The 12144-nt window shown below is 74.9% G+C and carries 13 protein-coding genes; 2 read left to right on the top strand and 11 right to left on the bottom strand.

Going from position 1 to position 12144, the window contains the following annotated elements; all coding sequences use genetic code 11:
* Positions 1-105: 105 nt before the first annotated feature.
* From AB0J46_RS43905 to AB0J46_RS43870, 8 genes are all read right to left on the bottom strand, one after another.
* Entirely contained in the window at positions 106-633 is a 528-nt protein-coding gene (locus AB0J46_RS43905; protein WP_364341186.1) for an EF-hand domain-containing protein, read from the bottom strand.
* Positions 634-814: 181 nt separating this feature from the next.
* Entirely contained in the window at positions 815-1273 is a 459-nt protein-coding gene (locus AB0J46_RS43900; protein ID WP_352353080.1) for a hypothetical protein, read from the bottom strand.
* A complete protein-coding gene (locus AB0J46_RS43895; RefSeq protein WP_364341184.1) occupies positions 1270-2190 on the bottom strand; it encodes a Gfo/Idh/MocA family oxidoreductase in 921 nt (306 codons plus the stop codon). Before AB0J46_RS43895 ends, AB0J46_RS43900 begins: the two co-directional genes overlap by 4 nt.
* Complete coding sequence (locus AB0J46_RS43890) at positions 2187-3362, bottom strand: Ldh family oxidoreductase (RefSeq protein WP_364341182.1); 1176 nt, start codon at positions 3360-3362, stop codon at positions 2187-2189. Before AB0J46_RS43890 ends, AB0J46_RS43895 begins: the two co-directional genes overlap by 4 nt.
* Complete coding sequence (locus tag AB0J46_RS43885; RefSeq protein ID WP_364341180.1) at positions 3359-4645, bottom strand: M20/M25/M40 family metallo-hydrolase; 1287 nt, start codon at positions 4643-4645, stop codon at positions 3359-3361. Before AB0J46_RS43885 ends, AB0J46_RS43890 begins: the two co-directional genes overlap by 4 nt.
* Entirely contained in the window at positions 4635-5483 is an 849-nt protein-coding gene (locus AB0J46_RS43880) for a TIM barrel protein (protein ID WP_364341178.1), read from the bottom strand. Before AB0J46_RS43880 ends, AB0J46_RS43885 begins: the two co-directional genes overlap by 11 nt.
* The gene (locus AB0J46_RS43875; protein ID WP_364341176.1) at positions 5464-6486 is read right to left on the bottom strand and encodes an oxidoreductase; all 1023 of its coding nucleotides are present in this window, start codon (positions 6484-6486) and stop codon (positions 5464-5466) included. Before AB0J46_RS43875 ends, AB0J46_RS43880 begins: the two co-directional genes overlap by 20 nt.
* Before the next feature lie 157 nt (positions 6487-6643).
* Positions 6644-7516 carry an alpha/beta hydrolase gene (locus tag AB0J46_RS43870; RefSeq protein WP_364341174.1) on the bottom strand — a complete coding sequence of 291 codons (873 nt, stop codon included), beginning with the start codon at positions 7514-7516 and terminating at the stop codon, positions 6644-6646.
* 78 nt (positions 7517-7594) lie between these two features.
* On the opposite strand from AB0J46_RS43870, the gene AB0J46_RS43865 reads away from it, so the two are divergent.
* A complete protein-coding gene (locus AB0J46_RS43865) occupies positions 7595-9538 on the top strand; it encodes a BTAD domain-containing putative transcriptional regulator (protein WP_364341172.1) in 1944 nt (647 codons plus the stop codon).
* Between the two features lie 45 nt (positions 9539-9583).
* Positions 9584-10027 carry a PaaI family thioesterase gene (locus tag AB0J46_RS43860; RefSeq protein ID WP_364341170.1) on the top strand — a complete coding sequence of 148 codons (444 nt, stop codon included), beginning with the start codon at positions 9584-9586 and terminating at the stop codon, positions 10025-10027.
* 58 nt (positions 10028-10085) lie between these two features.
* Here the strand turns inward: AB0J46_RS43860 and AB0J46_RS43855 are convergent, their stop codons facing one another.
* The 3 genes from AB0J46_RS43855 to AB0J46_RS43845 form a co-directional block, all read right to left on the bottom strand.
* Positions 10086-10217, bottom strand: a complete 132-nt coding sequence (locus AB0J46_RS43855; protein ID WP_352353089.1) for a bacteriocin — start codon at positions 10215-10217, stop codon at positions 10086-10088.
* Positions 10218-10326: 109 nt separating this feature from the next.
* Entirely contained in the window at positions 10327-10821 is a 495-nt protein-coding gene (locus tag AB0J46_RS43850) for a hypothetical protein (RefSeq protein ID WP_364341168.1), read from the bottom strand.
* 52 nt (positions 10822-10873) lie between these two features.
* Positions 10874-12079: an SMI1/KNR4 family protein gene (locus AB0J46_RS43845; protein WP_364341166.1), complete on the bottom strand. Its 1206-nt coding sequence runs from the start codon at positions 12077-12079 to the stop codon at positions 10874-10876.
* Between the last annotated feature and the right edge of the window lie 65 nt (positions 12080-12144).

Here is a 12144-nt window from a genome sequence, read left to right as displayed (position 1 = left end):
GGCGGCGGGGCCGCCCGGGAATGCGGCCCGGACGGCCCCTTCTTCGGGCGGAGCCGCCCCGGAGACAGCGGCTCTGGGCGACCCTTCGGCCTGCTCGGGCCTAGGTCACCTGCCGAGCAGAGGGATGTCGTTCTTGCCGAGGTGGTAGTCGCGGACGGCGGCGACCAGCTCGGAGACGGAGAGTCTGCCGGTGCCGTCGGTGTCCATCTGCCGGAAGGCCTCGGCGGCGACCGCGCCGTCGAGCCCGATGGCCGCGAACCACTTGGCCATCTCGGAGGAGTCGACCTCGCCGTCGCCGTCACGGTCGAGGACGTTGACGATGGCCTGGATGGTCGGGCCCACGACCTGGGCGAACCCGTCGTCGCCCCTGCTGATGATCTCGCGCTCGGCGGCCTGGAGGAACTGCGCCTGGTCGAGGCGCGACGCGCCCACCGCCCCCGCGAGGTGGTCGAACATCGCCAGGTACGCCTGCTTCAGCTGCTGCGCCTGCGGCGTCCCCTGCACGCCCAGGCCCTCGATGATGCCGTCGGCCTCGTTCTCGAAGTCGGAGCGCTCGATCGCGCCGGAGCCGTCGTTGTCCCAGAGGCGGAAGCGCTCTTCCAGCCGGCTGGTCGTCTTGGTGCCCGCAGCCATTGTCTGTCCTTTCGTGACACGCGCCCGCCCGCCGTGGTGGGGATCATCGGGGGGAAGGACGCGACCTCTAGTGGGCTCGAAAACGAGTGGTTCCCACTACTGTGCGCAATCAACAGATTACCCTGAGTGACTGAAGGTAAACCAGAGGTCACGGAAAGTAATCGGAATTCCAAGAACGGCTCTACAGCAGTGGCCAGCGGAAGACGCGGGCGCCGCCCTCGTCGGGTTCGTCCGGGAGGGCCTGGCTGAACACCAGCGGCTCGCCGGGCATGAGTCCCAGCTCCCGTCCGGTGACCGCGGGATCGCTGTGGATCAGCACGTTGTAGTGATTGGGCAGGTGGCAGCCGTCGAAGCCGAGCAGCACCCCGACCCGGCGCCCGCCGATCCACACCTCGTCGCCCCGGTCCAGCACGCCGGCCGCGACGATCTCGGCGAAGCCCAGGAAGGCGACCCGGTCGATCCTGGCGCCCGCGTCGGTCTCGGTGTGGTCGGTGGCGACCAGCTCGTGCACCTCGCCGGCGCGCACGCACCGGCTGGCGTACGGTTCGAGCCGCATGCCGCGGTCCTGCCTGCGGTGCACCAGCACCTTCAGCAGGGTCCCGGTGACCGCGGTCTTGGGGCCGTCCTCGTCGGGGTTCACGCGGCACCCCGTCCCGCGCCGGCCTTCTCCAGGCGGTAGACGTCCTCGACGAAGCGCAGGGCGGGCAGGCCGCCCTCGCCGTCGGGGGTGCCGTAACGCACCGAGCGTTCGAAGGCGGCCAGCACGCCCTCGTATTCGTGCCACAGGGAGTTCTTGAAGCCGGAGTGGCCGGCCAGCATGTCGGCGTACAGGCTGCGGCCGTCGGCCAGGCGCACCTCCAGGTCCTTACGCTCGCCCGGGTAGGACCAGTCGAGCAGGATGCGCGCGCGGGCCGCGCCGGCGCGCAGCTCGACGTCCGCCTGCCGGTCGGCCCCCGCGGCGTCCCGGTCGACGTGCGCGGAGACGACGTGCGCCGGGCCGAGCAGCAGGTCCACCAGGTCGTAGGCGTTGGGCCCGTTGTCGGCGACGCAGCCGCCGCCGCAGCGGCGTACGTCCAGGTACCAGGAGTCGTCGCCCGCGTGCTCCTCGATGCGTTCGAGGTAGCGCACGGTCAGCTCCTCGACGCGGGCGCCCGCGCACGCCGCGCGCAGCCGTCCGACGGCGGAGTTGTAGCGCCGGTGGAAGGCGGTGAACAGCGGCACGCCCGAGCCGGCGGCCAGGTCCGTGAGCCGCCTGCCCTGCACCGCGTCGAGGGCGAGCGGCTTCTCCACGCAGACCGGGATGCGCCGCTCCAGCGCGTCGGCGCAGACCCGGGCGTGCAGGTCGTTGGGGACGGTGACCACGACGGCGTCGGGCCGTTCCTCCTCCAGCAGCCGGACGTGGTCGCGGTAACCGGGGACGCGGTGCCCCTCCAGGACGCGCGGATCGGTGTCGCACACCGCGGCCAGCCGCAGCCCGGACGAGCTGTGCAAAGCCGCCAGGTAGAACCGCGAGATCACGCCGAGCCCGATGACCGCGACGCGCAGCCGGGCGCTCACCGCGCCACCACCAGGGCGGGGGCGTCGAGACCGGTGGCGGCGGCGAGGGCGGCCATCTCGTCGTACAGGTCCGTGCCGAGCGGGACGCCCGAGCGCCGGTGTTCCTCGGCCCGGCGATGCTCGTGCCAGCCGGGATAGCTCACCGGCGAGCCGGGGTCGGCGGGCGGGCAGCCGAGCAGCGCGCCGAACATCGTGGCCGCGTCGCCCTCCATGCCCTCGCGCAACGCCCCCGGCGCGACGGCCAGGGCGAGGAAGCCGATGTCGTCGTCGCGCCCGCTCGGGCCGCCGTCGCCGTCGTGGGCGTCGGGGTGGGCGCCGAGCCCCGCGCCGGACACCAGCGCGGCCAGCACCTCGACCGCCACCCCCAGCCCGAAGCCCTTGTACTGCCCGGCCTGGCCGCCCAGCCAGAGCAGGTGCGCCCGCCCCTCGTCGAACGCCGCCGCGTCGGTCACGGGAGCGCCGTCGTCGCCGGCCAGCACCCCTTCGGGAAGCTCCTCGCCGTGCCGCGCGGCCTGCCTGACCCGCCCGGTGGGCATGGCGGTGGTGCTCATGTCCAGCACGAACGGCGGATGCCCGCCCGCGGGGGCCGCGACGCTGATCGGATTGGTGCCCAGCATCGCCACCGCGCCGCCGGGCGGCCTGGCGATGCGCTGCCGGCCGCAGTTGCTGGCGACGACGCCGACCATGCCGTACTCGACCGCGCGCAGCGCGTGGTGCCCGGCGCAGCCGAGATGGGTGCCCCCGCGTACGGAGACCAGGCCCACGCCGTACGTCGAGGCGCGGCCCGCGGCGATCTCCATGGCCAGGCCGGCGGCCCACAACCCCAGGGCGCGATCGGCGTCGAGCAGCACGGCCGCCCCCCGGTCGGCCAGCACGGACGGCTCGGCCAGCGGATCGACCCGCCCCTCGTCGAACAGCGGCAGGTAGAGCCGGGTCAGGTTGGCCAGGCCGTGCGAGGTCATGCCGACGAGGTCGCCGTAGCACAGCGCGGCGGCGGCCTCGCGGGCGCGTTCCGGGGCCAGGCCGCGGGTGGTGAACACGGCGGCGACGAAGTCCAGCAGGTCGTCGTGGCGCACCCGTACGGCGGCCCGCGCCGGCCGGGCGACTGCCGGGACCGGCGGGTACGGCTGCGCGGGCGGTGCGTCCGTCGCGGGTGGGGCGGTGGGGTTCATGCTCCTCGTCCAATCCTGTCGTCGGTGAAGGCGATCATCAGCCGGGCCACGGCGGCGGCGAACCCGGCGAGTTCGGCGGCCCGCGCGAACTCCCCTTCGGCATGGGCGTTGTTGCCGGCCAGGTCGCCCGGCCCCAGGACGACCGTGCAGGCGTCCCCGACGCCCGCCATCCAGATGGCGTCGCAGGTGAAGGCCGGTTCTCCGGCGGGCCAGGGCGGGATCCCGGCCCGGTCGCGCAGGAGCGCGTGGCCCCACGCGTCACGGTCGTCGAGCACCGGCAGGCCGCGTTTGCGCCACTCCAGCCGGGTGACCGCCCTGGCGTCGCGGGCGGTCCTAGCGAACAGGGCGGTGCCGCCGAAGGCCGCCGCGAAGGCCGCGAGCCCGTCGTCCAGGGCACGCGCGAGGTCCCGTTCCAGGCGGCGTCCGGTGGCGGGGGTGGCGTAGGGCAGGTTGAGCAGGAGGGAGCCGCGGCCGTACACCTGGTTGTGGCGGGTGCCGGTGTGCAGGCCCGCCACGCACACGGTGTCCGGGTCGAGCGCCCTGGCCAGGTGCTGGGCCAGGAAGCCGAGCAGGACCGTGGCGTTGTGCCCGGCGGCCGGGCGGTCGTCCACGGCGTGGTCGCCGTCCACCACGATCCGCGCGGTGGCGGCGGCCGTGCTGCGCGGCAGGAACCGTACGCCGGTGGGCTCGCAGAAGACGTTGAGCCGCCCGACGTAGCCGCGTTCGACGAGCGGGCGGGTGCCGAGCACGCCCATGGCCCCGCCCTCCTCGCCCGCCACGGCCTGGATCAGCACCCCGACCTCGCGCCCGATGGCCGGACGGCACGCGCGCGCCGCCCGCAGCCCGGCCAGCAGCGCGACGGCCGGGCCCTTGGCGTCGATCGCGCCGCGGCCGTGGAACCGCTCGCCGTCGAAGCCGGCCGGTCCGCCGCCGGCGACCGTGTCGAGATGCACGTTGAACATCACCGTGCGGGACGCCGGGAGCCCGGGGCCCATCCGCAGCACCAGGCTGGGCTGGCCGTCCAGGAAGCCGGGCAGGCCGAGGGCCTCGCGCACGGGCGCGGGGACGTCGGCGCGGTCCAGCTCGGCCGGGCGCACCGAGGTGTGCCGCACGGTGCGGAAGCCGAGCGCCGCGGCGGCCCGCGCGTACTGCTCCTGGGCCTCGCGCAGCCGCGGCGGCGGCCCGGCCGGTCCGGTCTCCAGCGGGCCCGCCGTGGGCAGCCGCAGCAGCCTCAGCAGCAGGTCGCGCTCCGCCGCGTCGAGAGGCACGGCGTCAACGTCCATCGACCTGCCCCACCAGCCGTTCCAGCGCCCGCCCGTACCGGACGAACGCGGCCCGGTCGCCGGCGCCCGGGTCGTCGAGGTGGGGGCGCAGCCGCAGGTGCGGCTCGATGGACAGGGCGCCGGCGTAGCCATGGGCGGACAGCAGGCGCAGGCATTCGGCGACGCCCGCCCGCCCCTCGCCGGGCAGCACGTAGACGACCTCGCCGCCGGGGCCGGTGACGGCGTCCTTGACGTGGACGTGCGCGACGTACGGGACGACCTCGCGCAGCATCGGGGCCGCCGGGTAGCCGTGGGCGACGCCGTTGCCGATGTCGAACAGCAGCCGCAGAGCCGGGCTGCCGATCCCGGTGACCAGCTCCAGCATGCGGTCGGCGCGGTCGCCCGCCCAGCCGGCGCAGTTCTCGTGGACCAGCAGCAGCCCGGCGTCCTCGGCCCGGCGGGCCAGCTCGCGCAGCCGCTCGCGGACCCTCCGCCCCCACTCGGGCTCGGGCAGGCCGCCCGAGGGGAAGGACATGATCCGCACCAGCCGCGTCCCCAGCACCGGGCAGCGGCGGGCCAGCACGTCGAGCTCGGCGAGGTCGAGCGCGAAGTCGCCGGTCACCGGCCGCGACCAGTCGCCGATCTTCGAGGCGACCGCGACGACCTCGGCCCGCGCCTCGCGCAACCGCCGCGCCGCGCGCCGGAACGCCTGCTCGCCGAGCGCGGCGACCGGCACGCCGTCGACCGTGCGCAGCTCCAGCCGGTTCCAGCCCAGCTCCCCCACGGCGGCGAGCTGGCCGTCGAGGTCGGGGGCGGCCTCGTCGCCGATGCCGGCCAGCTCAGGAGGTGGTGCCTGCACGCGGCGCCTCCTCACGCCCCGGCTCGTGCGCCGCGCACAGGTGCTTGGCCTCGGTGAGCAGCCGCACGGCGTCGACCTGGACGGGCAGCGCGCCGGGCGAGCGGCGGGCGCGGGCGTAGCGGCGGTAGGCGGCCAGCAGGAAGGCGGGCAGGGCGTCGTCGGTGAACACCGTACGCCGTTCGCCCTCGGCCGTGGCCACCCTGAGCTGGGCGGTGTGGTCGGCGTCGCTGCACGGGTAGTGGCCGGTGAGCGTGCCGCGGTCGAAGTGCAGGGTGATGCGGCGCTCCCGTACGGGCGAGGTCAGGTCGGAGTCGATCTCCGTGCGCACGCCCGAGTAGTGGTCGAGCCGCAAACTGGCCCGTCCGAGCCGGGGAAGCCGCAGGCGTTCGGTGACCATGTCCTCCCAGGACGCCGCCGAGATCCGGGCGCCCCCGGCCAGGCTGAGCACCACGGCGAGCGCGTGCGGCATCTCGATGTCGAAGGCCGTGGTGGCGTCGGGACGCGCCGCGCTGCGGGTGAACCTGGGCTTGTTCTGCACCACCCGGATCTGCCGCAGGGGGCCGAACTCCTCGGCGCGCATCGCCGCCCGCAACCGGCCGGTGAGCGTGCTGTCGAGCCAGTGGGTGGCGACCGTGAGGTCGAGGCCCCAGCGCCGGCGTACCCGGGCCACGGCGGCCAGCCCGACCAGGTCGAGCGCGAGCGGCTTCTCCACGATGAACTTGCGGTAGCCGAGCGGCGCCAGCCGGGCCAGCATCCCGGCCCTGACGTGCGGCGGGGTGCACAGGTGCACGACGGTCCGGTCGGGGGGCGCCAGAGTGGCCGCCTCCTCGGGCGACCCGGCCGTCACCGCTCCCCGCACGCCGCCGGGTGGCAGGAGGGGGTCGAGGACGACGACCGGGTCGGGCGCCAGCAGCCCGGGGGCCGCCTCGCGCACCTTGGCCAAGGACGGCAGATGCAGCCCTGCGCCGGATCTGCCCATCCCGACGATGAATGCGTGCAACATGCTGGCGAGCGCCTCTACTCCGTCGCGTGCTCGGCTTTCCGGCCTGTACTTTTCCCGCCGGAAGGACGACCTCATTTGGCGCTGCCATTGTCGAATAACTTACCGTGACATGTCAATTACTTTAAGTTACGAGACGGCCTCTGACCAGGAGGGGCTGCTACCGGGCCACGAGCTCGCGGAGCGCGCGGGCGATCTCGGCGGGAGACTCCTCGGCCATGAAGTGTCCGGATGTGACCGTGTCGTGCCGCAGGTCGGGTGCCCAGGCCCGCCACACCGCCGCGGCGTCGTAACCGAGGGCGGCGCCCCAGTCCTGCTGGAGCACGGTCACCGGCATGCTCAGCCGGTTGCCCGCGGCCAGGTCGGCGCGGTCGTGCTCGACGTCGATCCCGGCCGAGGCGCGGTAGTCCGCCACGATCGACGGCACGGCGGCCCGGCAGGCGTCCAGGTACGCGGCCCGCACCTCGGCCGGGATGGCCGCCGGGTCGTTGGTCCACAGGTCGAGGAAGTGGCCGAAGAAGGCGTCCGGGCTCGCGCCGATGAGCTGCTCGGGCAGGCCGGGCGGCTGGGCCATGAGGTAGAGGTGGAAGCCGACGGCGGCGGTGACGCCGCGCATGACGTCCCACATGTCGAGGGTCGGCAGCACGTCGAGACAGGCCAGGTGGGTGATCGCCGCCGGGTGGTCGAGGCCGGCGCGGAAGGCGACCAGCGCGCCGCGGTCGTGCCCGGCCAGGGCGAAGCGCTCGTGGCCGAGAGCCGCGGCCAGGGCCACCACGTCGGCGGCCATGGTCCGCTTGGAGTAGACGTCCGGGCCGGTCTCGGCCGGCTTGTCGCTGGCGCCGTAACCGCGCAGGTCGGGGCAGATGACGGTGTGGTCCGTGGCCAGGTCGGCGGCGACGTGCCGCCACATCAGGTGGGTCTGCGGGAAGCCGTGCAGCAGCACGATCGGGCTGCCCGAGCCCCCGACGGCCGCGTGCAGCGTGACGCCGTCGGCGACGGTCACGCGGCGGTGGTCGAATCCGGGGATGGTCATGAGGTGCCCTCCTTCGATGGGTGACCGGTTCGGTTCCCAGCGTGCCGGGGGCGGATGAGCATCCGGTGAGCAGGAAGGATGGGGAGCGTGTTCGGGGTGCTGGGGCCGGTGGTGGCCTGGGACGACGAGGGTGAGCCGATCCCGCTGAAGGGGCCGCGGCACCGCGCCGTGCTGGCCCGTCTGATCGTCGCCCGGCGCCGGGTCGTCCCGGTGACGCGGCTGGTGGCGGACCTGTGGGACGATCCGCCGCCGGACGCGGTGGGCGCGGTGCGCACGTTCGTGGCCGCCCTGCGCCGGGCGCTGGAGCCCACGCGCCCGCCGCGCGCCCCCGCCCGGCTGCTGGTCACCGAGGGTCCGGGGTACGCCCTGCGCGCCGCGCCCGACGCCGTCGACGCCTGGCGCTTCGAACAGGCCGTGACCACCGGCCCGCCGGAACCGGCCCGGCTGACCGAGGCGCTCGGCTGGTGGCGCGGCCCGGCCTACGCCGAGTTCGCCGACGAGCACTGGGCGCGCGCCGAGCGTGCCCGCCTGACCGAGCTGCGGCTGCACGCCGTCGAACGCCGGGCCGAGGCGCAACTGGCGCTCGGCCGGGCCGCCGAAGCCGTCCCCGAGCTGGACTCGCACGTCGCCGAGCACCCCTGGCGGGAGGACGCCTGGCGGCTGCTCGCCCTCGCCCTCTACCGCACCGGACGCCAGGGGGACGCGCTGGCGGTGCTGCGCCGGGCGCGCACGCTGCTGGCCGAGCACCTCGGCGTGGACCCCGGGCCCCGGCTGCGCCGCCTGGAGTCGGACATCCTGCACCAGGACCGCGGCCTGGCCGCCCCCGCCGACGCCACGGCCCGGGTGTGGGCGCAGGCGGCCGAGGCGTACGACCGCACGGTGGGCGCCGGGGCCCGGGCGCGGCTGGAGTCGACGGTCGGCCTGCTGCGCAACCTCGCGGTGACCGGGGGCGGCGGCCTGGAGGCGGCGCGCGGACACCGTACGGCGGCCATCGCGGCGGCCGAGGAGCTGGGCGACCCGGAGCTGACCGCCCGGGTGATCGGCGCCTACGACGTCCCGGCGATCTGGACCCGGTCGGACGACCCCGAGCAGGCGGCCCAGGTCGTCGCCGCGGCGGAACGGGCCCTGGCCGGCCTGCCGCCCGGCGCGCCCGAGGCGGCGCGGGCGCGGCTGCTGGCCACCATCGCCGTCGAGTCGCGCGGCGTCCGGTCGGCCCGCGGCCCGCTGGCCGCCGCCGAGGCCGAGCGCATCGCCCGCCGCCTCGACGACCCGGCGCTGCTGGCGTTCGCGCTCAACGGGGTGTTCATGCAGGCGTTCGAGCGGGCGGGGCTGGCCTCCTACCGGGACGGGATCGGGGCCGAGCTGGTCGCGTTGTCCTCGCGGCACGGTCTGGTCACGTTCGAGGTGCTGGGGCATCTCGTGCGCGTCCAGGCGCTGGGGGCGCTCGGCGACTTCGGGGCCGCCGACCGGCACGCGTCCGCCGCCGACCGGCTGGCGGAACGGAACGAGCTGCCGCTGGTCAGCGTGTTCACCGACTGGTACCGGGTGTTGCGGGAGGCGGCCGGCGGGCGGGTGCCGGCGGCCGAGGAGGAGGCGGCCTACCGGGCGGCCGCGGCCCGGCTGGACGACGTCGGCATGCCGGGGTTGCGGCGGGGGCTGCTGCCGCTCGCGCTGCTGTCCGTACGGGTGCGGCACGGCCTGCCTGTCCTGGGCGAGGCCGATCGGGGCGACGTGGAGTGGGGGCCGTACGAGCCGTGGGTGCGGCCGTTCGTCCTGCTGGCGGAGGGGCGGGGCGCGCAGGCCGCCGAGGCGGTCGGCCGGATCCCGGAGCCGCCCCCTGACCTGCTGCTGGAGGCCATGTGGTGCCTGGTCGCGCGGGCCGCCGTCGCGGTCGGCGACCGGCGGGCGGCGGACCGCGCCCGCCGGGCTCTCGCCCCCGCCGCGGCGGAGCTGGCCGGAGCGGGCAGCGGCCTGATCACGCTGGGCCCGGTCGCCGGGTTCCTCGCCGAGCTGGGGGCCTAGCCCATGGCCGCCGGACTGTCGGTGGCGGGGTGTTCAATGGCGGGCATGACCACGCACGCGGACAGGCGCGGGATGTTCTGGGACATGGTCGCCGGCAGGGTTCCGCCACCGCCGGCGGCGGCGCTGCTCGGCTGGGAGCTCGTCGAGGTCGATCCGGAGGCGGGCACGATCGAGGTGGCGTTCCGGGCGGGTGAGCAGTTCGCCAACCCGGTCGGTGTGGTCCAGGGCGGCTTCCTGGCCGCGATGCTCGACGACACGCTTGGGCCCGCGCTGGTGGCCACGCTGCCGGAGGACCAGTTCGCGCCGACCCTCGACCTTCATGTGCAGTTCCTGCGTCCCGCGCGGCCCGGGCGGCTCGTCGGGCGGGGGCGCGTGGTCAGGCGCGGCAGAGACGTCTGCTTCCTCGCCGGCGAGCTCCTCGGCCCGGGCGGCGACGTCGTGGCCACGGCGACCGCGACCGTCATGGTCCGGACGACGGGCCGGCCCTGATCCGGCGCGAGGCCGGGGCCACCCCTGCGTGCGGCGGCCCCGGCGGTGTGCCGCGTGGTTACGGCAGGGCGTCGATGACGGCGTCGCGCCAGTCGTAGTTCATCCAGTCGTAGTTGGCCCACATGCCGCCGGTGACGGCGGCGAGCTCGTTGTCGTCGAGCTCGCGGGCGCCGGTCTCGAAGTCGTTCATCTGGGAACGTCCCCCTCTGTCGTGGTGAATGTCGCGCACTCACGGTCGCAGGAGGCGCTTGGGGGCGTCTTGGCGATCACTAGGAGCGGGTGGGGTGCCCGCTTGCGCGTCACTGAACGAGCGGCCAGGTGACGACACAGACCGCGAGAGCGATGCCGGCGGTGACGAACCGGACGGCGCGCGGCAGGTGCGGCATGGTCGTCCAGGCCGCCGCGGGGAAGGCGATCACGCCGCTGAGGAGGATGAGGTAGAACCCGATGACGAAGTCGGCCGGCATGAGCAGCAGCGCCACCTGCCAGATGGCCACCAGGTACAGCGCGGCCATCAGGGTGACCTGCCACGCCGGGCGTACGCGGAGCAGGTGCAGCAACGGCCAGGCGGCGACCAGCGCGACCCACCGGCCGTACTCCCAGGTCAGGAAGAGGTAGCCGATGCAGCCGGTGTACTCGCCGCAGTAACGCGCCCCCAGCGAGGGGATGAGGTCCGGCGTCAGGGCGGCCCATGCGAAGAGGGCGACGGTGAGGACGATCCCCGCCGCGCCGGCCAGGACCAGCCTTCTGGCCACGTTCTGCGCGGAGGGTGCGATGACCTGGGGGGCGATCATCCTTGCATCGTGACACCCGGGCACGGCGCTGTCGACGGGTGCGGCGGGTGGGTCAGGGGAGGTTCCACTCCAGTTGGCCGGCGGTCGCCTCGGGCTTCCAGGAGCCGACGGTCCCGCCGGTCTCCAGGGCGTCGGCGGTCGCCTTCAGCAGGGCGTGGTAGGAGCGGATGCGGATCCCGCCGGGGGTGAAGCTCATGTTGCCCGCGTGCTCGGTCTTGCCGACGTCACGGCGCACGGAGTCGACCACCAGGCTGTTGCCCGTGCCGTCGGAGCCGACGGGGATCATGCGTCCGTCCCACCATTCGGTGCGGGGGTCGTCCGAGTCGTCGGTGGCGTCGATCTGGCACAGGGTGCGCCATTCGTCCCGGATCTGGCGGATGGTCGCGTTCACGTTGCCCAGAAACCCGAAGGGCCAGGTCGCCTCGGTGCCAGCGGAGCCGTTGTGGCGCAGCAGCGAGGCCCGCAGGTCGTCGGGGAAGGAAAGGCCCGTCTGGGCCTCGGCGACCGCGATGGTCCTCGCCCTTCCCGGCCCGCCGAGCGTGCGGTAGCTCCTGGGGGCGTTGGCCTTGAGCCAGGTCTCGATCCGCCGCCACTGCCGGTTGACCGCGCGGGTGACCTTGGGGTTGATCGCGCGTACGTGCGGCTTGGCCGTCCGTGGACGGCAGTCGGCGTCCACGGTCTCCTGGGCGAGAGGCGGTTCCTGGGACTCGGCGCGCTGCTGGTCGGCCGGTTCGAGGGCCGGGGACCACTCGATGTCCGGCTCCGAGCCGGAGTCCACCTGCCACTGCGGTTCCGTGGCGCAGCCGACGCCGGCGTCCGCGTACACCTGGGCGCAGGGCAGGTACTCGGCCTCGGTCGCGGCTTCTCCTCCCTTGGAGAACACAGCCGACTCCAGGACCTGCGCGCCCCCGGCCAGCAGGACGACCGCCAATGCCACCATGGCCCAGCGGTTCAGCCGCCGCCGGGTGGGGCCGTCGAGGGGCTGCCGGTCCGCGAAGAAGGCGGCGACGGCGGGGTGGTCGAAGAAGCCGGCCGGCCTGGTGGCGTAGCGCTCGATGTCCGCCTTCGTCGGCGTGCCGAGGATCGGGACGGGCGGCCACGGCGGCGGGGTGTCCCGCTCGGGAGGCGGTCCGTCCAGGGCCGGACGCTCGTCGGGCAGGGCCGGGTACGGTGTTCGCGAGCGGCGGACGAACACGACCGCCGCCACCGCCACGGCCGCCGCCGCGAGCGCCCACCACAAGCCCCGAGAGGTGATCATCCGCCGCACCTGCGGCACAGTACCGGAAGGCACCGACATGCCCGGAGAAATCACTCCAAATGGTT

It is taken from the genome of Nonomuraea sp. NPDC049758, from assembly GCF_040674635.1.
Lineage (GTDB): Bacteria > Actinomycetota > Actinomycetes > Streptosporangiales > Streptosporangiaceae > Nonomuraea.
This window is presented reverse-complemented; position numbering and strand designations above follow the sequence as displayed.